The 19,249-nt window shown below is 69.8% G+C and carries 16 protein-coding genes and 1 pseudogene; 7 read left to right on the forward strand and 10 right to left on the reverse strand.

Annotated features, from left to right (window positions below):
• Positions 1 to 144 precede the first annotated feature (144 nt).
• The 5 genes from CLV30_RS23580 to larE all read right to left on the reverse strand — a co-directional run bounded on the left by CLV30_RS23580 (position 145) and on the right by larE (position 7,355).
• The gene (locus CLV30_RS23580) at positions 145 to 1,077 is read right to left on the reverse strand and encodes a lysophospholipid acyltransferase family protein (protein ID WP_106539702.1); all 933 of its coding nucleotides are present in this window, start codon (positions 1,075 to 1,077) and stop codon (positions 145 to 147) included.
• Between the two features lie 48 nt (positions 1,078 to 1,125).
• Positions 1,126 to 2,703, reverse strand: coding sequence for an NPN-dependent hydroxyacid isomerase, LarAH14/15/16 family (larAH, locus tag CLV30_RS23585; RefSeq protein WP_106539703.1), 1,578 nt, complete (start codon positions 2,701 to 2,703; stop codon positions 1,126 to 1,128).
• A gap of 141 nt (positions 2,704 to 2,844) precedes the next feature.
• Positions 2,845 to 4,065, reverse strand: coding sequence for a zinc-dependent alcohol dehydrogenase (locus CLV30_RS23590; RefSeq protein ID WP_106539704.1), 1,221 nt, complete (start codon positions 4,063 to 4,065; stop codon positions 2,845 to 2,847).
• Positions 4,062 to 6,401, reverse strand: a complete 2,340-nt coding sequence (locus tag CLV30_RS23595) for an HAD-IB family hydrolase (RefSeq protein WP_106539705.1) — start codon at positions 6,399 to 6,401, stop codon at positions 4,062 to 4,064. The genes CLV30_RS23590 and CLV30_RS23595 overlap by 4 nt, the downstream gene beginning before the upstream one ends.
• Before the next feature lie 102 nt (positions 6,402 to 6,503).
• Complete coding sequence (gene larE, locus CLV30_RS23600) at positions 6,504 to 7,355, reverse strand: ATP-dependent sacrificial sulfur transferase LarE (RefSeq protein WP_106539706.1); 852 nt, start codon at positions 7,353 to 7,355, stop codon at positions 6,504 to 6,506.
• A gap of 37 nt (positions 7,356 to 7,392) precedes the next feature.
• Between larE and larB the strand changes: the two genes are divergently transcribed.
• From larB to CLV30_RS23615, 3 genes are all read left to right on the forward strand, one after another.
• Complete coding sequence (larB, locus tag CLV30_RS23605) at positions 7,393 to 8,166, forward strand: nickel pincer cofactor biosynthesis protein LarB (protein ID WP_205740907.1); 774 nt, start codon at positions 7,393 to 7,395, stop codon at positions 8,164 to 8,166.
• Complete coding sequence (larC, locus tag CLV30_RS23610; protein WP_106539708.1) at positions 8,163 to 9,338, forward strand: nickel pincer cofactor biosynthesis protein LarC; 1,176 nt, start codon at positions 8,163 to 8,165, stop codon at positions 9,336 to 9,338. The genes larB and larC overlap by 4 nt, the downstream gene beginning before the upstream one ends.
• Positions 9,339 to 9,723: 385 nt before the next feature.
• Positions 9,724 to 11,121, forward strand: coding sequence for a class II fumarate hydratase (locus CLV30_RS23615; RefSeq protein ID WP_240723320.1), 1,398 nt, complete (start codon positions 9,724 to 9,726; stop codon positions 11,119 to 11,121).
• Positions 11,122 to 11,201: 80 nt separating this feature from the next.
• Here CLV30_RS23615 and CLV30_RS23620 read toward each other — a convergent pair whose 3' ends face one another.
• From CLV30_RS23620 to CLV30_RS23640, 5 genes are all read right to left on the reverse strand, one after another.
• Positions 11,202 to 11,966, reverse strand: a complete 765-nt coding sequence (locus CLV30_RS23620; protein ID WP_106539709.1) for an aggregation-promoting factor C-terminal-like domain-containing protein — start codon at positions 11,964 to 11,966, stop codon at positions 11,202 to 11,204.
• Between the two features lie 161 nt (positions 11,967 to 12,127).
• Positions 12,128 to 13,417, reverse strand: coding sequence for an RNA 5'-3' helicase PhoH2 (gene phoH2, locus CLV30_RS23625; RefSeq protein WP_205740911.1), 1,290 nt, complete (start codon positions 13,415 to 13,417; stop codon positions 12,128 to 12,130).
• Positions 13,418 to 13,727: 310 nt separating this feature from the next.
• Positions 13,728 to 14,561, reverse strand: a complete 834-nt coding sequence (locus CLV30_RS23630; protein ID WP_106539711.1) for an SAM-dependent methyltransferase — start codon at positions 14,559 to 14,561, stop codon at positions 13,728 to 13,730.
• A 166-nt stretch (positions 14,562 to 14,727) separates the two neighbouring features.
• Entirely contained in the window at positions 14,728 to 15,435 is a 708-nt protein-coding gene (locus tag CLV30_RS23635) for a DUF6081 family protein (RefSeq protein ID WP_106539712.1), read from the reverse strand.
• Between the two features lie 185 nt (positions 15,436 to 15,620).
• Positions 15,621 to 16,460 (reverse strand): SAM-dependent methyltransferase, encoded by an 840-nt coding sequence (locus tag CLV30_RS23640; RefSeq protein ID WP_106539713.1) that lies wholly within the window; start codon positions 16,458 to 16,460, stop codon positions 15,621 to 15,623.
• A gap of 222 nt (positions 16,461 to 16,682) precedes the next feature.
• Here CLV30_RS23640 and CLV30_RS23645 point away from each other — a divergent pair, with 222 nt between their 5' ends.
• The 4 genes and pseudogenes from CLV30_RS23645 (at position 16,683) to CLV30_RS23660 (ending at position 19,179) form a co-directional block, all read left to right on the forward strand.
• Entirely contained in the window at positions 16,683 to 17,561 is an 879-nt protein-coding gene (locus CLV30_RS23645; protein WP_106539745.1) for a helix-turn-helix domain-containing protein, read from the forward strand.
• 240 nt (positions 17,562 to 17,801) lie between these two features.
• Entirely contained in the window at positions 17,802 to 18,035 is a 234-nt protein-coding gene (locus tag CLV30_RS23650; protein ID WP_106539746.1) for a DUF397 domain-containing protein, read from the forward strand.
• 368 nt (positions 18,036 to 18,403) lie between these two features.
• Positions 18,404 to 18,604, forward strand: a pseudogene (locus CLV30_RS27970) (DUF397 domain-containing protein); the annotation flags it as partial.
• A gap of 389 nt (positions 18,605 to 18,993) precedes the next feature.
• Positions 18,994 to 19,179 (forward strand): hypothetical protein, encoded by a 186-nt coding sequence (locus CLV30_RS23660; RefSeq protein ID WP_106539714.1) that lies wholly within the window; start codon positions 18,994 to 18,996, stop codon positions 19,177 to 19,179.
• Positions 19,180 to 19,249 lie beyond the last annotated feature (70 nt).

The following is a 19,249-nucleotide window of genomic DNA, read 5'->3' on the forward strand; positions in this document are numbered from 1 at the left end:
CTACACTCGACCTGAAAACCCCAGCCCAAGCGCTGGACGAACTGCTCGCCAACCCGGCAGCAGCATGACCGTTGCTTACACCGATGGACACCGCCAGGCCTGCAAGGGTGGTGACGCATGGAATTCCATGGTGAACGTGATCATTCACCAGGTCCACACCCGGCGGCGGGTGCGGTCCTCGAGCGGACGGGTCGACTCCCAGGTCCGCCGCCAGCGGCTCACCTCGTCGGACTCGGCACGACGGGTCGGAACCGGCAGGGTGCGGTCGACCTCGGAGCGCATCGCGCGGTACCAGCCCACGTCCTCCTCGTTGGCCAGGCGCGCCACCGCCCGCGTCATCCGGTCCCGCAGCTCGCGGAACCCCTCGCCCTCAGCCGGGTACAGCGGCCGGCCGTAGCGCACCGCCACCTTCGGCCGTCCCGGTACCGGCCAGTTCCGCCCTCGCGGCATCGCCATGTACGCGCCGCGCAGCGCCACCGGCACCACCGGTACCTGGTTCGCCACGCACAGCTGCGCGACGCCGGCCTTGAACACGCCCATGGTGCCGTCCTCGGAGCGCGTGCCCTCGGGGAACAGCAGCAGGCTCCAGTTCTGCTCCAGCAGCTCGACCGTCCGGCTGCGCTGCCGCCCGGAGCCGTAGCGCTCCACCGGAAAGGTGTTGAAGAACAGCGCCGAGGTGAAGGCCCGCCATCGCGCGTCGAAGAAGTAGTCCGCCGCCGCCCCGACGGCCAGCCGGTCGGCGAAGCGCTTCGGCAGCGACCCGACGATCAGCGGTGTGTCCAGGTGGCTGGAGTGGTTCGCGATGAACACCACCGGCCCGGACACGTTCTCCAGATGGTCGACGCCCTCGACGACCGGCGCGGTCTGGCTCCAGGTGACCGGCCGGAGCAGTCCGCCGCGCAGCACCGCCCTGGCCGCCACCGCGCCCTTCGTACGTGCCCAGTGGTTCGAGAACTCCCGCGGACGGCTCTCGGGCACCCACGGGTCGGCCGAGCGCGGCACCGTCGAGCGTCCGCGCCAGTCGCGGCCGTGACGCAGCATCCGCAACTCGTTCTTCAGGCTCGCGCGCTGGGACATCCGCGCCACCCCCTTCGTCTCATGGCTACGCTCCGTGGCTCCGTGCGCTCAGCGGACGTCCGCGACGACCAGCGGCGGCGCGTGCTGGTAGGTGATCGACGGGCTGCGCCCGACCGTGTGCGAGGCGATCTCGAGCGCATCCGCCAGCGTCGACGCGGCCTTGAAGCCCATCCGCGTCGTCGTGCGCCGGTCGCCGCCGACGAAGATCACCTCACTCAGGTGCTCCAACGCGTGCGCACCCCAGTACCACATGTAGAACGGGTGCACACCGTGGTAGGCGTAGCTCTTGCGGTAGAGCTGGATGTACCAGGGGTCGGTCGCGAACTGCTCTTCGTACTTCTTCTCCAGCACCGCCGGGTCGGTGCTCTGCGTCAGCACCTCGTCGAAGAAGTCGATGTAGCTGGGGTGGTGCACCGGATGGAACTCGTGCGGCACCGGGTGGTAGAAGATCGCGGTTCCGCCCTGGCGCACGATCGGCTGGTTCTTGTACAGGTTGAAGAAGTACCCCAGCCCGAGCGACATGACCAGGATCGGGTTCATGATCGAGTTCACGTTGTACGGGCAGATGTAGGGCAGCCCGAAGATCCCGACGTCGGCCTGGCCCTGGACCTCGGTGAGCTGCTGGCGGTGGACGTTGTCGAGCGTCACCGGATGGACGTCGCTGGGCCGCCCCGCCGTGACACCGGTGACGCCGTACGGCGCGACGGTCTTCTGCCAGACCTTGCGCCGGGCCTTCGCCGGCATCAGATCGTTGCCGCGCTTGACGGCCAGGTAGCTCGCCTGGTCGGCGACGTTCCACTCCCACTCGCGCTTGTTCAGGAACCCGGTCGACGACGGGAAGGTGTCGTTGTTCAGCGTCGTCTCGACGGTGAAGACCTTGACGTGGTCGCCGACGAGGTCGGCCATCCGCTCGTAGGAGTGGTGCATCGCCGAGTTCGGCGGGTCGTTGAACGAGCGCGAGTGCCGCAGCGTGTGCACATTGTGGTGATGGCGCAGGCTGCGATAGCTGGCCAGGCCCACCGACACCGACTTCGGCCCGCCGCTCATCGGCGTCGTGGTGAGGTTCACGTAGACGATGAGGTCGCTCTCCATGGCCCGCCGGTTCAGCTCGACGACCTCGCCGTGCTTCGTCGTGCCGATCTCGACCATGTTGGCACTGTCCTCGGCGTCGTGGTTGCCGAGACGCTCGGGGAAGAACGAGCGGAACACCCGCTCGCCCACCACCCGCTTGAGCTCCGCCGGGGTCATCCGGCGGTGCAGCGCGTTCGCGGCGATCAGCTCGACGTCGTCGACACCGTTCGCGGCGGCCAGCTCGAGCACGTGCTCGATGACCCGCTGGCGTACGTCCGGCGTCTGCATCTGCGGCAACGGCAGCGACAGGTCGTCGAAGACGATGGTCAGCCGCATGTCCGGGCGCAGCAGCTCCGGCAGCGGCTCGCTGCCCAGCGGGTTCAGCAGCGCATGCTGGATGTGCGCGTCGACGTTGCGCAGCGGCTTCAGCGAGTCCGGAGGGTAGACGACCCGGGTGCCCAACGGCAGCCGCTCGAGCCGGAACCCCTCGCCCTCGTGCATCAGCAGCGGCGGCGTCCGTTCGTCGACGGTGAGGACGAAGCCTGGCCTACTCATTCGAAAACTCCTCCGCGGATCTTTGCCGACGAGTCGGCCCAAGCGAGCGTGACCCCACGTCGATCTTCGGCGCCGGTCCGGCACCGAAGGCTCGAGGAGGCCTCCGGCCCCCTCTCACCGTTCGGTCTCGCATGGCCCTCCTCAGTCCTTGCCCGGGGCGAACGCGATCTTGACGCTGCCGAGCTTGCCGGCGTCGACAGCATGAGACAGCGCCTCACGCCAGCGCCGCAGCGGATACGGCGGCTCCACCCAGCCGTCCAACGGCGCCGCACCCGCCAGCTCGATCGCCTCGTCGAAGTCCGAACGCCGCGCGACTTCGTCCGGGCCCCCGGAGTCGGAAGCGTACGCACCGACCAGCTGCAGTTCACGGAACCACAGCGGCGCGAGGTCCACGTTGCCCGACGGCATGCCGGACACCACGACGGTGCCACCGGCGCGGGTCAGGCGCAATGCCGTGTCCAGGCCCGCCGCGCCGCCGGTGCACTCGAAGACCACGTCCACACCGCCGAGCAGGAACTCCGCGCCCCACTCGGGACTGTGCATCCGCGCCTTGGTGGAACGCCGCAGCGCCCGGGCCGCGCGCGACGGTTCGTGCACCGCCGTCGCGCCGAGTGCGAGTGCGCGTTCCTGCTGGTGGCCGTGTTTGGCGACGACGTGGATCGGCGACGTCGGGGCGATCTCGCGCAGCGCGAGCAGCGTCATCAGCCCGACCGTCCCGGCGCCGATGACCACGACCGACGCCCCGGTGGGGACGGGCACCCGCCGCGCGGCGTGCACGGCGCAGGCGAGCGGCTCGACCAGCACGGCGCGCTCGTCGTCCAGGGAGTCCGGAACCGGGTGCAGCTGGCTGCGGTGCGCCACGAACTGCCGGCTCCATCCGCCGCCGGTCTCGGCACAACTGCCGGTCTGCACGCCCGGCGAGATCGCTCCGGTGGTGACGTGGTCACAGCGGCTCTCGCGGTTGCTCGCGCACCACTGACACGCCTCGATGGCACGCGGCTCGCACGACAGCACCGGGTCGAGCACCACCCGCGAGCCCGCCGGCAGGTCCGGCAGCTCGTCAAGCGTCTCGCCCACCACCTCGTGGCCCGGCACGAACGGCGTCGACGACAGCGACGAGAAGTACGGCGACGAGCGGCCCATCAGCAGCCCCAGGTCGGAGCCGCAGATGCCGGACAGCCGCGGCGCCACCCGGGTCCAGCCCTCGTCCGGCGGAACCGGCGCGGCCAGGTTGATCAGCCGCAGCGGCGACATGTTCCCCGCGACCATCCCGGCGAGGCGGCTGCCCGCCTTCGTCGCCGTGACGGTCCGGGACGCCAGGTAGCGCGCCGGCGAGTGCCGGTACTCCAGGGACAGGATCACCGGTTCACCTCCGACGAGACACTGCCGGTCAGCGCGTCGAGCCTGCCACGCGTGTGCTGACCCCAGTTCTGGACCTTCCAGTGCTTGCGCTTGGCGTGCCGGTACAGGGCCGGGTCCGGGTTCACCGCGTTGGGCTTGCCGGCCAGCTCGAGCCAGGCACGGTCGGAGTAGCTGTCGCCGTAGGCGTAGGACTTCGACAGGTCGACACCGGTGTTCTCGGCGTACCGGCGCAGCCACGCCGCGCGCGCCTCGTCCACCAGCGGCGGGCTGTCCAGGTAGCCGGTCCACACCCCGTCGCGGCTGTGCATGCGACCGGCGACGACCTCGTCGAACAGCGGCGCGATCGGCTCGACCAGCACGTCGATGGTGCCGGTGATCAGCACGGTGCGGTGCCCGGCGGCGCGGTGCTCGCGAATGCGCCGGATCGCCTCGGGCATGGTCCGCTGCAGCAGCGCGTCGCCGACCGAGTCGGCCACCAGCCGGCGCAGCTCCGCCTCGTCCACGCCCTCGTAGCGCCGCATGAACGTGCGGATGAAGTCACCGCGATCGCGCCGCTCGGCCAGGATGTAGCGCGGCAGCGACCGCACCAGGTCGGTCAGCTCGCGCGTCCACTCCGAACGCGGCGTCCCGGCCAGGCGGACCCAGACGTACTGCTCGACGGTGTTGGACGCGACCACGGTGCCCTCGAGGTCGAACACCGCGGCCACGTCGGTCCGCTCGGGCAGTGCGTCATCGGCGCTGCCCTTGGAACGCGGCCGGGACGAGAACGCCCGCATCGACGCGGTGACCCCGGGGAAGTGCACCTCCTGCAGGTAGTGCTCCCAGTCGATCTCGGCGGCGTCGAAACCGTGCACCTCGCGGCGCTCGGCCGGCAGCGCGTCGTGCAGCGCGCGGGTGCGGCTGTCGTCGTAGATGACCTCGGCCTGGGTGTAGGCCTGGTACAGGTCGGCGTACGTGCGCAGCACCTCGAGGTCCTGCTGGCGGCGGTGCACCGAGCGCATCCACGTCCGCGTGCGGTCGGAGGCCGGCACCCGCATCAGCGTCCGCTGGGCGAGTTCGACCGCCCGCTCGCCCGTGCGCAGCATCCGCTCGACCTGGGTGGTGCCGGGGAAACGCCACGACGGCACCTGGATGTGCCCGCGCTCGCTGTCAGGCATCGGGTGCCGACTGAAGTAGGCGTGCACGTTCTCGTACATGCCGCGGAACGGCAGCGGGTTGCGCGCCCCGGAGCTGACGTGGAAGTAGCCGGGCTCGGCCGGCGGTGGCGGCGACGCGGCCGCGGCCAGGATCGCGTTCACGACGAAGTCGACCGGGATGAGGTCCAGCACGCTGTCCGGCAGCCCCGGGAACTCCGGCAGGATGCCGCGCCCGTAGGCGATGATCAGCGGGTCGGCCATCTTGAACCCGTCGATCCACCCCGGGTACGGATAGCGCAGCGAGCTCTCGACGATGGCCGGGCGGACGATGGACAGCCGGTGCCCGGTGTGTCCCCACATCTGCTCGGCGGCCCGCTCGCCCAGCGCCTTGGTCAGCGTGTAGACGTCCGGCCAGCCGAGGCTCTGCGCACGGGTGCGGCCGTAGTCGACCAGCCGCTTGTGCACCCAATCGACACGGGCGGGCTCGGCGGACTCGACGACGGCCTGCGGGCCGGCCTTGCGGTGCTCGGCCCGCGCCTCGGCCATCACCTTGCGCAGCACCTCGGGACGCCGGGACGCGGTCTCGACCTGGGCGCGCGCGCTCTCGGCCGCGGCCGCCTCGGCTCGCCAGTCGACGTCGTGGGTCAGGCTCGCCTCGGCGACGACGCCCTTGCGGACGCCTGCGACGTAGGCGGTGGACACGTGCACGACATGCGGATCGGCGCCGGCGGCGGCCAGCGCTTCGTACAGCGTCACGACTCCGGTGACGTTCGTGTCGAACGCCTCGTCGATGGGTGGGTCGAACGAGACCGTCGACGCGCCGTGGATGACGACGTCGACGTCGGCCGGCAGGTCGCGCACCGCGCTCAGGTCACCCTCGATGACGGTGACCCGCTCGGCCACGATCCGGTCGACCTCGTCCGCGCCGACCCGCTCGCGCCAGCGCGCGAACACTGGCTTGCGCAGTAGCTTGCGCAGCCGGTCCGCACCGGACATGCTGCCGCGCGGGCGGATGAGCACCGACACCCGCGTCGTGGGGTAGCCAGACAGCAGCTTCTCGAGTGTGGCTTGCCCCAGGAAACCGGTCGCGCCGGTGAGCAGCACGTGCTGACCGGCCAGATGCGCACCGTGCTCGCCGTGCCCGCCGTCGTCGCGACCGTTCTCGTCGACGGGGCCGCCTTCGACGATGTCAGCACCCATCCGGCCCCCAAAAAACGAAAGTTTGTTCTATATCGGACATCAGCATGCCGCCACCGGCCGGCGAAGGCAAACCAGGGTTACGTCCACGGCCGGTCGACACTCTCAGGCCAGCGGGAGCAGACGCCGACCGGCCGAGGAGTTCATGCTCCCCTGCCGATAACCGTCGAGGTCGACCGTGACGTGGCTAAACCCCGCGTCGCGCAATCCGTCGGCGACCGCGTCGGCCTGCTCGACGACCGCGGCGACGTCGTCGGGTTCGACCTCGATGCGCGCGGCGTCGCCCTGGTGACGGACCCGCACCTGCCGGAAGCCGAGGTCGGTCAGCACCCGCTCGGCCCGGTCGACCTGCTGGAGCTTGTCCTCGGTGACCTGGTCGCCGTACGGGATTCGGGAGGCCAGGCAGGCCATGGCCGGCTTGTTCCACACCGGCAGGTCCAGCTCGCGGGCCAGCTCGCGCACGGCCGTCTTGTCCAGACCGGCCTCGCGCAGCGGCGCGCGCACGCCGTGCTGCAGCGCCGCGGCCCGGCCCGGGCGGTGGTCGCCGGCGTCGTCGGCGATCTCGCCGTAGGCGACGGTGGCGAAACCGAGCTCGGCGGCCACCGCCTCCAGCCGGCCGAACAGCTCGTCACGACAGAAGTAGCACCGGTTCCGCGGGTTCGCGGCGTAACGCGTGTCGGTGACCTCGTCGGTGTCGACGACCCGGGTCTCGATGCCGATGGCAGCGGCGACGTCGAGCGCCGCCTCGAGCTCTCCACTGGGCAGCGACGGGGAACGGGCGATGACGGCGAGCGAGCGGTCGGCGCCGAGCACGTCACGGCACACGCTCGCGAGCAGGCTGGAGTCGACGCCGCCGGACAGCCCCATGACCACCGAGTCGAGGCCCGCGACGATGTCGCGCAGAACGCCCAGTCGACCAGGGGCGACGCCCAGATCGGGGCTGGGTATGCTCAGCATCGTCGATCAGTTGCCCCTTCGCTGGAGTCCCGGACGCGTGCCAGTGTACCCATCGCCCGAAGACCTCGAGCGGCTGCTGAAGGCCGTCGCCGGCGGCGACGTCAGCGCCGAGTCCGCCGCCGCCACGGTCGGTTCGTGGCTCGGCCGCTCCGACGACGTCTGGCCGGACCACGGCCGGCCGGAGCGGACCGGCGAGCCGGAGGTGGTGCTCGCGACGGGCAAGACGCCCGCACAGTGCGCCGAAGCGGTCGCCGCGTTGCACGGCGGCAGCAGCCCTGTCCTGGTCACCCGCGCCGACGCCGAACACGCCGCGGCCGTGCGCGGTGTCGTCCCCGACGCCGACTATGACGAGGCCGCGCGGCTCGTCGTCGTGCCGGCCGGTGAGCAGCGCGCCGGCACGCCCGGCACCGTCGCCGTCGCCACCGGCGGCACCGGAGACCTGCCTGTTGCGCGCGAGTGCGCCGGGGTGCTCGGCGCCTTCGGCGTCGAGGTGCGGATGGTCACCGACGTCGGCGTCACCGGCGTGCACCGCACCCTCGCCGCCGCGCGCACGCTGACCGACACCGACGTCGTCGTCGCCGTCGCCGGCATGGAGGGCACCCTGCCCACCGTGCTGGCCGGGCTCGTCTCGCAACCGGTCGTGGCGGTGCCCACCAGCGTCGGCTACGGCGCGTCGTTCGGCGGCGTGGCCGCCCTGCTGACCATGCTCTCGTCCTGCGCCCCCGGGGTCAGCGTGGTCAACATCGACAACGGCTTCGGCGCCGCGATGGTCGCCCGGCGCATCCTGCGCACCCGCGGGGGTGCCGGGTGAGGGCCGGGCACCTGCTGTGCGAACAGGGCATCGCCGGCGACATGTGGCTCGGCGCACTGGTCGACGCGGGCGCGCGGCCGGAGGCGCTGCAGGAGGCCGTCGACGGTCTCGGGCTCGGCGGCATCGAGCTGGTCACCCTGCCGATCCGTGAGCACGGCCTCGCCGCCACCCGCGTCGAGGTCCGCGTCCCCGACGACACGCGCCGGTTGCGCCGGCTCACCGACGTGGAGTCGGCGTTCTCGGCCGCGAGCACGCCCGAACCCGTGCTGCGCCTCGCGCTCGACGTCTACCGCACGCTCGCGTCGGCCGAAGCGGCCGCGCACGGCAGCGACCTCGCGGACGTGCACTTCCACGAGCTGGGCCATCCGGACACCGCCGCCGACATCGTCGCCGCCTGCGCCGGCGTGCTGGACCTCGGCCTCGACCGGCTGACCACCGGCCGCGTCGCAGTGGGCTCGGGCAGCATCGACACCGACCACGGCCGGGTGGCCGTGCCGCCGCCCGCGGTCCGGCACCTGCTCACCGGATTCACCGTGGTCGAGGGCGGGTCCACGCGTGAGCTGACCACCCCGACCGGTGCGGCGCTGCTGGCCCGGCTGAGCACCCCGGCCCCGCTCGGGCCGCTGCAACTGACCGGCGTCGGCACCGGTGCCGCCACCCCGCGCACCCACGGCACGAGCACGTTGACGCTGCTGGTCGGCGAGGTCGACCAGCCCGGGCAGGCCGAATCCGCGTTGCTGATCGAGGCGACGGTCGACGATCTCAGCCCGGAGCTCGTGCCCTACGTGCTCGACCGGCTCCGCGAGAACGGCGCGCACGACGCGTGGGCGGTGCCGGCACTGATGAAGAAGGGGCGGCAGGGGTGGACGCTCACCGCGCTGGCGCCGCCGTCCGCGCTCGCCCGGCTGCGCGACGAGCTGTACCGCGAAGGCGGCACCCTGGGCGTGCGCTGGCATCCGGTGGCGCGGCAGCCGCTGCAGCGACGGTGGGTCGACGTCCTGGTCGGCGACGTGACGGTCCGCGTCAAGCTCGCCGAGGCCGACGGGACGGTGGTGACCGTGGCGCCGGAGTTCGACGACGTCAGCGCCGCCGCCCGGCGCCTGGGCCGGCCGGCGCGCGAGGTGCACGACGACGCCGTCGCGCAGGCCCGCTCGCGCCTCCCGTCCGGCTGACCCCTGGGGTCGCGTGTGGCCGCGCGCCCCGTCGCTCCTGGCACGGCTGACGGAGCCGCTCCTGACACGTCTGGCGGAGCTGCTCCTGACACGTCTGACGATGCCACTCCTGGCACGTCTGACGATGATCAGGTGACGTCCGAGCCCTCTGAACGGCTCTGCAGTCACCTGATCGTTCCCCGTTCACATCGTGGAGATGATCAGGTGACAGCGTACGGTCATCACCGCCGACGCGGCACGGCTCCGGTCACCTGATCGCCGGTGCGAACGCGATCAGGTGCGCAAATCGCGATCAGGTGCACCACACCGGTGACCCCCGCGGCGGGTGCGTGGCTCGGCACGCCATGATGGTGCTCCGAGCGAGCGAGGGAACGGAGCGCGACCAGTGGGATCCAACGAGCAGGAGTACCGCGTCGAACACGACACGATGGGCGAGGTGCGGGTTCCGGCGACGGCGAAGTACCGCGCACAGACCCAGCGGGCGGTCGAGAACTTCCCGGTCTCGGGCACACCCGTGGAGCGGTCGCTCGTGCATGCGCTGGCATCCGTCAAGGCCGGCGCGGCCGCGGCCAACGCCGATCTCGGCGTGCTCGACGCGGACGTCGCCGAGGCCGTGCGGGCCGCTGCCGACGACGTCGCCCGCGGGAACTACGACGACCACTTCCCCGTCGACGTCTTCCAGACCGGCTCCGGCACGTCCAGCAACATGAACGCCAACGAGGTCATCGCCACCCTCGCCGGCGAGCGCCTCGGCCGGGCCGTGCACCCGAACGACGACGTCAACGCGTCGCAGTCCAGCAACGACGTGTTTCCCACGGCCATCCACGTCGCCGCGACGGCGGCCGTGGTGAACGACCTCGTGCCGGCGCTGCAGCACCTCGAGCGCGAGCTGTCGCGCAAGGCCGCGGAGTTCGGCGCGGTGGTCAAGAGCGGCCGCACCCACCTGATGGACGCCACCCCGGTCACCCTCGGCCAGGAGTTCAGCGGGTACGCCGCGCAGGTCGCCCACGGCATCGAACGTCTCGAGGCCACCGTGCCCCGTGTCGCCGAGGTCCCGCTCGGCGGCACCGCCGTCGGCACCGGCATCAACACCCCGCCGGGTTTCGCCGCCGCGGTCATCGAGCGCCTCGCCGCGGAGTCCGGGCTGCCGTTCACCGAGGCCCGCAACCACTTCGAGGCCCAGGGCGCGCGCGACGGCCTGGTGGAGCTGTCGGGTCAGTTGCGCACCATCGCGGTGTCGCTGAACAAGGTCTCCAACGACGTCCGCTGGATGGGCTCCGGCCCGCGCGCCGGGTTCGCCGAGATCGCGCTGCCGGACCTGCAGCCCGGCTCGTCGATCATGCCGGGCAAGGTGAACCCGGTCATCCCCGAGGCGCTGTGCATGGTCTGCGCCCAGGTCGTCGGCAACGACGCCGCCGTCACGTTCGCGGGCTCGGCCGGCAACTTCGAGCTGAACGTGATGCTGCCGGTCATCGCGCGCAACGTGCTGGAGTCCGTCCGGCTGCTGACGAACATCTCGCGGCTGTTCGCCGACCGCTGCGTCAGCGGCATCGAGGCCAACGAGGAGCGCTGCCGCGAGTACGCCGAGTCCTCGCCGTCCGTGGTCACTCCGCTCAACCGCTACATCGGTTACGAGGAGGCCGCCAAGGTCGCCAAGCAGGCGCTCGCCGAACGCAAGACCATCCGGCAGGTGGTCGTCGAACGCGGGTACATCGAGGACGGCCAGCTGACCGAGGCACAGCTCGACGAAGCCCTGGACGTGCTCCGGATGACCCACCCATGACCACCACCTCCCCATGATCATCGGCAGTTTCCGGCCTATGTGACCGGAAACTGCCGATGATCAGCGGGGTCGAGCCGGTTCTAGTACCAGTTGGTCGCCTCCGAGTGCGACCATGCGCTGCACGGCGTGCCGTAAGTGTCGTCGATGTAGGACAGGCCCCACTCGATCTGGGTGATCGGGTTGGTGCGGTAGTCCTCACCGAACTCGGCCATCTTCTCCGGTGGAAGCGACTGCGGGATGCCGTACGCACCCGACGTCGGGTTCTCGGCGGTGTAGTCCCAGTTGGACTCACGGGTCCACAGCTGATCGAGGCACGAGAACTGCTCCTCGCCCCAGCCGTAGTCCGCCATCAGCTCACGGGCGACGGCCCGCGGATCGCTCTCGGCACGCTCGGCCGACCTGGCAGCAGCTTCGGCGGCCTCCTCACGCTCGGCCGCCGCGCGACGCTCGGCCTCGGCCTCGCGCTGGGCCTCGGCCTCGCGCCTGGCCTCGGCCTTCCGTTCGGCTTCGGCCTCCGCCTCGGCTTTCGCCTCCGCCCGAGCCTTGCGCTCGGCTTCGGCCTTCGCCTCGGCACGCGCCTTGCGCTCGGCTTCGGCCTTGGCCTCCGCCCGGACCTGCGCCTCGGCCGCCTCCTTCAGTGACTCCCCGAGGGACGGGGCGTCCTTCTGCGCTGAATCCTCGGTCTCGGTCTGGGTCTTCGGTTCAGCACGGGCTCCCGCCACGTCCGACCGCGGGGTGGACGACTCGACGATTCCGCCGGTCAGTAGTGCGGCCAGCGCGACGACTGAGGCGAGGAAGCCGAGTGCGGCGAGTGTCCGGCGTCTGTACCGGCTTCGTCGATGCACGGGTGTGGACCTTTCTGTCGGGCCCCATCACCGTGCAAGAACCGGTCTATTGATACCAAATCGTGACGACGTGAGCTTGACCACCCACCGGGGTGAGATGATAAATGATCACCGCCACCCCGGTGCCGGTCAACGGCCGTCGCGCCGCACGTCGTCGCCGGTCAGCGCGGTACTTCCTCCAGCATCTCGGTGACCAGAGCCGCTATCGGAGAGCGCTCGGACCGGGTCAGCGTCATGTGCGCGAACAGCGGATGCCCCTTCATCTTCTCCGCGACGGCGACCACCCCGTCGTGCCGCCCGACCCGGAGGTTGTCGCGCTGGCCGACGTCGTGGGTGAGTACCACGCGGGAGTTGCTTCCGATCCGGGACAACACCGTCAGCAGCACGTTCCGCTCGAGAGACTGCGCCTCGTCGACGACGACGAACGAGTCGTGCAGCGAGCGGCCGCGGATGTGCGTCAGCGGCAGCACCTCGAGCATCCCGCGGGCGACGACCTCGTCGATGACGTCCTGCGTGGTGAGCGCCCCGAGCGTGTCGTAGACCGCCTGCCCCCACGGGTTCATCTTCTCCGACTCGCTGCCGGGCAGATACCCCAGATCCTGCCCGCCCACGGCGTACAGCGGCCGGAAGACGACGACCTTCTTGTGCAGCCCGCGCTCGAGCACCGCCTCGAGACCGGCGCACAGTGCGAGAGCGGACTTGCCGGTGCCGGCGCGCCCGCCGAGGGAGATGATGCCGACCTCGGTGTCGAGCAGTAGGTCGAGCGCTATGCGCTGCTCGGCGGAACGTCCGTGCAGGCCGAACGCCTCACGGTCGCCCCGGACCAGCCGCACCCGCTTGTCGGGCGTGACCCGGCCCAGCGCGCTGCCGTTCTCGCTGTGCAACACCAGACCGGTGTGGCACGGAAGCTCGCGCGCCTCGTCGAGGTCCATGGAGCCGTGCTCGTACAGCTCGCTGAGCTCCGCACCGGCCACCTCGGCCTCGGCCATGCCGGTCCACCCGGACTCGACGACCGACTCGGCCCGGTACTCGTCGGCGTCCAGCCCGACCGACGACGCCTTGACGCGCATCGGCAGGTCCTTGGACACCAACGTGACGTCGGCACCCTCGGCGGCCAGATTGAGGGCGACGGCGAGGATCCGGGAGTCGTTGTCGCCGAGGCGAAAGCCTGCGGGCAGCACCTCCGGGTCGCCGTGGTTCAGCTCGACCCGTACGGTCCCCTCGTCGTCGCCGACCGGCAGTGGGACGTCCAGTCGGCCGTGCTCGGTGCGTAGCTCGTCGAGCAGACGCAACGCGGACCGGGCGAAGAACCCGAGTTCCGAATGGTGCCGTTTCGCCTCGAGTTCGGTGACGACGACGATCGGCAGGACGACCTCGTGCTCGGCGAAGCGCAGAATCGCGTACGGATCGGCCAGCAACACGCTCGTGTCGAGCACGTACGTGTGGGTCAGGTGAGCGGATTCGCGCTCGGTGGCACTGCTGCGGCGGGTCTGATTCCTGGAAGCGGCCACGTCCGTCTCCCTCACGCCTGAGTGCACCCTGACGGCTCAGGCGTCTGTGTCGCGCGGAGAACCGGGACCGGGCCCACTGGGCCGGGTGCCGGCCCTCCGTTCGCGCCTAGGTAGCAGCACGTAGGACGGGCCTCCCGGACGGCCGGCTACTCACCGACCGTCACGACCCAGGCTACCGCCGGAGGCGATCAGCGCGACAGGACACGCCTGAACGACACGTGAACGGTGTGTTTCCGCGGCGACGCGAGTGTCACGGCTTGCGCCCGACGCCCCCGGCGATGCAGTGCTGGGCCTGGTTGAGCGGCGCGATGCGAGGACCGTCGGGCCACCAGTCGGCGCACCGCGTCACCCCCGGCTCGATCATCTCGAGCCCGTCGAACAGCTCCTCGATCTCGGGCAGCGTACGGAAGGTTCCCGACCCCATGGCGCTGTGCCGGAACATCTCCTCCATCTTCCGGGCGACCGGGGAGTACTCGTTCTCCGGGTCGAGGAAGTGGCTGATCGCCACGTAGGAGCCCGACGGCAGCGCGTCGATGAACTCCTTCATGATCTCCTTCGGCCGCTCGGCCGCGCCCTCGTAGTGGTGCAACGTGCCGAGCTGCAGGAACGCCATGGGCTTGGTGAAGTCGATGTACTTGCGCACGACCTCGTGGCCGATGATCGACTGCGGGTCGAAGATGTCCGCCGGGACGAAGTGGGTGTACTCGTTCTCTTCGAGCAGGGCCTTGCCGTGCGCCAGCACCACGGGGTCGTTGTCGATGTAGACGACGCGCGCCTCGGGGTCGAGCCGCTGCACCACCTGGTGGATGTTCTCGGCCGAAGGCAGACCCGAGCCACAGTCGAGGTACTGGGTCATCCCGGTCTGCAGCGCGATGAAACGGCAGGCTCGGATCAGGAAGTTACGGTTCTCGGTGGCGAGATCGCGCGCCTCGGGCGCGACCTTCAGCACGCCGTTCATGACCTCACGGTCGATCTCGTAGTTGTCCTTGCCGTTGAGGAACGCGTCGTAGACACGGGCGACACTCGCCCGCTTGGGGTCGACGCCTACGGGCGCACGCTCAGCCGTGGGGGTCACATCGGACATACAGCCTCATTTGACATCGGGTGAGAACCGGGAACACCGGTAGCGTAGATCCCGTTGATCAGCACGGCAATACGCTGACAGCAAGTCTGGACCGAACGCCCCATCGGGCGGGAGACCACACACGGAAAGCGGCGGCCGACCAGCCGACGCGCCCGGTCCGACTCGCTCAGTCGACGACGAAGTTGCGCCAGCGACCACGAAGCCCTTGCCCGCGCAGCGACGTGCTCCGTCCGTCCCGGATCGGGTGCAGCGTGAACATGCCGAACCCGATCTGCACCGTGGACGGCATCGTGGCCGAGCCGGTCGAGTACACGACGGTGTCGTCGACCGCCCACGTCACCGTGCCGGCGCCGGGGTCGAAGCTGATGGCGTAGTGGTGAAACTGGTGCGGCTTGAAGTCGAGACCGCTCAGCGGGGCGTGCACCATGTGGGTGAACGCCTCCTCTTGCGGGATCATCCCCGGAACGAACAGTCGCTCGTGGATGGCGTAGGGCTGCTGGCTGGTGGCAGCCAGGTCGAACACGCGCCCCGTCGCCATTTCGAGGACGTTGAACGCGGCGAACCCGTCACGGTAGTCCTCGCCGGTGGCCCCGAGGTTCTCCGCCGACATGTCCACCGAGAACGTCCGCGGCCCGGCCGTCACGTCGAAGCTGTCGACCGACACCAGCAGGTGTTTCGGGTTGTCGAGGATCTGCACGTCCGAGTGCGACCTGGTGAACGTCTCGACGGTGATCGAGAGGACACCGTCGTCGACCTCCGTCACCGCGTGGGGTTCGGCGTAACGCCACGGATCCGCGCCAGGCTGTGGAATCTCCAGGAAGGTCCACCGGTCGTCACGAAGGCCCTGGCTCGACAGGTCGTCATAGATCGTCATCGAGTATCACTGTCCGATCGAGAGTACGTGGATGAATGTCTGGTTGAAGCAGCGGTGACGCGCCGTCCCCCATGCACTCGACTCGCCGGCCCGACCACACGACCGTCGTCAGCACCTCCCGAACACATGACCACGCCGGTGACGTGGAGTCCACCCCCGTGTTCAACGGGAGTGCCGACGTAGCCCTAGACCTTGCGGCCGACACCACCGAGCAGCAGCCGCTCCTCGGTGAACCGCTCACGCAGCTGCGGACCGGACGGCCACCAGTCGTCGAGCTCGACCAGGCCCGGCTCGAGCATCTCGAGATCTCCGAAGTAGGAGGCGATCTCGTCGCGGGTGCGGTACCAGCCGGACCCCAGGCCCAGGGCGGTGAAACGGTGCTCGAGCTCTTTCGCCAGCTTGTGGGCCTCGGAACCGTCCGCGGGATCCCAGAAGTGTGTGATGCCGACGTACGAGCCGGACGGCAGACCGTCGATGTAACGCTGCATGATTCCGGCGGGGTCGAGGTCGTCGTCCACGTGATGCAGGATGCCGCAGAGGATCAGCGCGATCGGCCGGGTCAGGTCGAGATGCCGCCTGACGTCGTCGTGGGCCAGCAGCGTGTCCGGTTCGGTGAGGTCGGCGGCGACGAAGTGCGTGTACAGGTTCTCTTCGAGCAGCGCCCGGCCGTAGACGTTGCAGACCGGGTCGTTGTCCACGTACACGACGTGCGCATCCGGGTTGCGCTGCTGTGCGACCTCGTGCGTGTTCTCGACGGTCGGCAGCCCGGCGCCGACGTCGAGGAACTGGTCGATGCCGGCCTGCCCGGCCAGGTACGTCACCACGCGGATCAGCCAGCGCCGGTTCATCCTGGCCACGTCACTCTGCCGTGGCGCGGCCTCCGCGACCCGCTGCACGACCTCGCGGTCGATCTCGTAGTTGTCCTTGCCGCCGAGAGTCGCGTCGTACACCCGAGCGATGCTCGCTCGCGTGGGGTCGACGCCGACGGGAACGCGAACGGCGGATTGGGGTTCAAGACCGGACATCTGGCCTCACTACTACGTGTCGAGCGTCGATATGACGGTACGTAGCGTAGAGGCACTTGATCACCGATACAACGAGACCTCCAAGATCTTGACGGTTGATTCTGCGCGTGTACGGTCTTGAGAGGGGACCTGCGAGGAGATTTGCGTTGACCCGCCCCGGAGGTCAACGCGTGGGCGGAAGCCTCGCGGGCGATCTAGAAGATGGAAGGTCCGATGATGACGATGAGTCCTGCGGACAAGGCTGGTGACGGCGCACAGTCCGGCGCCCCTACCGCCCGGCGCATGGTGCTCGGTGCACAGCTACGCCGGCTGCGCGAGAGCGCGGGCGTCTCACGCGCCGACGCCGGGTACCAGATCCGCAGCTCGGAGTCGAAGATGAGCCGGATCGAGCTCGGCCGCGTCGGATTCAAGGAACGTGACGTCGCCGACCTGCTGACCATGTACGGCGTCGACGACCCCGCCGAGCGCGAGGCGTTCCTCGAGATGGTGAAGCAGTCCAGCCAGCCCGGCTGGTGGCACCGCTACTCGGACGTCATCCCGACCTGGTTCACCGACTACGTCGGACTCGAGGAGTCCGCGGCCCGCATCCAGACCTACGAGCTGCAGTTCGTCCCCGGCCTGTTGCAGACGCAGGACTACGCCACCGCGGTCTTCGAGCACGGCGGCATGCAGTCCGGCGAGGAGGTCGAACAGCGTCTGCAGCTTCGGCTACGGCGACAGAAGAACCTGGCGCGCCCGGACGCGCCGCGGCTGTGGGCGGTCATCGACGAGTCCGTGCTCTTTCGCCCCATCGGCGGGCCCGCGGTCCTGAAGGCCCAGCTGGGGTCGCTGCTCGAGGCAAGCGACATCCCGAACGTCTCGCTGCAGATCCTTCCGTACGTGAACAGCGGCTACGCGGCCGAGGGCTCGTTCACCATCCTGCGCTTCGCCGAGAGCGAGCTGCCCACCATCGTGTACGTAGAGCACCTCACCGGCAGCATCTACCTCGACCAGGTCAAGGACGTCGAGTCCTACGGGCGCGCGATCGACAGGCTCGCTGTCGACTCCATGACGCCCGACGAGAGCCGCGACTACATCGCGAAGAGGCGCGCCGAGATCTGACGTGCCCAGGATCGTCACGATCCTCTGAGCCACCCCTGAACGGACGGCCGGTTCACCGGTCGTCCGTTTTGTCGGCTCCTGGTTGCTTTCATATGAATGGTCACGTTCAATCGCACGTTCTCATGCACGAATTTCTGCATATGCATTCACACCTGCGTTCGCTCGTGCTAGGTTCGACTGCATAATTCAATGCACATGCAGAAGCATCCCCGCTGGGGATGCACGAATGTGGAGGTCATCATGGACGAAATCTTCAACGGCATGCCGGCAGAGCAGGTCCCGGGCGCCGCGTGGCGGAAGAGCTCGTACAGCGGCGCACAGGGCAACTGCGTCGAGGTCGCCCACCTGCCGGGTGGCGACGTCGCCCTGCGCAACTCCCGCGACCCTCAGGGACCTGCCCTGGTCTACACCCGTGCCGAGATGGAGGCCTTCGCGGCCGGCGTCAAGGACGGCGAGTTCGACTGGGCTCACTGAGAACGGACCACCGCCGGCCGTGGTCGCCGCGCGTCACCGAAAGCGGTGCGCGCGGTCGACGCAAGCGCTTGGCGCGGCCATCCGTTCGAGCCCGACGGCTCCGATTCAGCGCTGTGACCGTATCGAGTCATCGGTACGTTCGCAGCGCTGAATTCGTTCAAGGCGACCTACGTTTTCGCACGTCAGCGCCCTGCCGTCGGTCGGATCAGTTCGTTCGCACAATCAGATGCGCGGATTTTCTGCATGTGCATTCACACCTGCGGCTGGGCGTGCTACGTTCGGTGGATCTTGATGCATGTGCAGTCGCAGTTCCCACTCGGGACGTGCAGGGAAGGGTGACGGTTCTCGTGGACGCGATCTTCAACGGCATGCAGTCGGCGAGTTCGACCGCCGGACCATGGCGGAAGAGTTCGCACAGTGACACACAAGACCACTGCGTCGAGGTGGCCGAGCTACCCGGAGGCGAGGTCGCCGTCCGCAACTCGCGGGACCCGCAGGGCCCGGCGCTGGTCTACACCCGCGCCGAAATGGAGGCCTTCGCGGCCGGCGTCAAGGACGGCGAGTTCGACTGGGCGGACGAGGACGACCTGTCGCCGCGTTCCGGGGATGCGGCGACAGGTACCGGGCCGCTGCCGGCCGATGCCGGCAGCGGCCCGCCCGCCCAGCACCGGATGGTCGACGACGAACTACAGCGGATCGCCGACACCATCCTGACCGGCGAAGCCGTCCTCGACCGGCAGGCCGCCGAGCGGCTGCTCCGGGTCGTCGGCGCCGTCGTCGCTTTGCACCAGTCTCACGACGTCGACGAGCACGGCCAGTGCACCACCTGCCGCCCCAAGTCGCGGCTTCGGTGGGCCGGCCGCCACGACCGGCGGCCCTGTTCGGTGTACGCGACGCTGAGCACCCATCTCGGATACACCCCCATCCCCTCCACCTCGTCGGATCGGTGACACCAGTCATGTCTTCGACACACCCGCACAGCCCGCACACCGACTCCCGTGCCGCGCTCCCCAGCGGCACCGCGCGGCACGACTCGGACACGGCGATGTCCGGCAACGTGGCCCAGTCGATCTACCGGTTCCTCGTCTGGGCAATCCTGGGCTTCATCGCGCTGACACTAGTCAAGACCGTTCTCGGCAACTGACGCGCGCCGACCCCGTCACGTTTCGGTGGCGGGGTCGGTCGTTCCCGGCGGATCGTCGGTCCACCTCTCG

The organism is Haloactinopolyspora alba, from assembly GCF_003014555.1.
GTDB lineage: Bacteria > Actinomycetota > Actinomycetes > Jiangellales > Jiangellaceae > Haloactinopolyspora > Haloactinopolyspora alba.

Excerpts from the sequence above, each read along its gene's own strand:
- CLV30_RS23630 (WP_106539711.1), bottom strand. The coding sequence starts at position 14,561 with ATGTCCGATGTGACCCCCACGGCTGAGCGTGCGCCCGTAGGCGTCGAC.
- CLV30_RS23640 (WP_106539713.1), bottom strand. The coding sequence starts at position 16,460 with ATGTCCGGTCTTGAACCCCAATCCGCCGTTCGCGTTCCCGTCGGCGTC.
- larE (WP_106539706.1), bottom strand. The coding sequence starts at position 7,355 with ATGCTGAGCATACCCAGCCCCGATCTGGGCGTCGCCCCTGGTCGACTG.
- CLV30_RS23580 (WP_106539702.1), bottom strand. The coding sequence starts at position 1,077 with ATGTCCCAGCGCGCGAGCCTGAAGAACGAGTTGCGGATGCTGCGTCAC.
- CLV30_RS23595 (WP_106539705.1), bottom strand. The coding sequence starts at position 6,401 with ATGGGTGCTGACATCGTCGAAGGCGGCCCCGTCGACGAGAACGGTCGC.
- CLV30_RS23645 (WP_106539745.1), top strand. The coding sequence starts at position 16,683 with ATGAGTCCTGCGGACAAGGCTGGTGACGGCGCACAGTCCGGCGCCCCT.
- CLV30_RS23635 (WP_106539712.1), bottom strand. The coding sequence starts at position 15,435 with ATGACGATCTATGACGACCTGTCGAGCCAGGGCCTTCGTGACGACCGG.
- CLV30_RS23650 (WP_106539746.1), top strand. The coding sequence starts at position 17,802 with ATGGACGAAATCTTCAACGGCATGCCGGCAGAGCAGGTCCCGGGCGCC.
- CLV30_RS23660 (WP_106539714.1), top strand. The coding sequence starts at position 18,994 with ATGTCTTCGACACACCCGCACAGCCCGCACACCGACTCCCGTGCCGCG.
- larAH (WP_106539703.1), bottom strand. The coding sequence starts at position 2,703 with ATGAGTAGGCCAGGCTTCGTCCTCACCGTCGACGAACGGACGCCGCCG.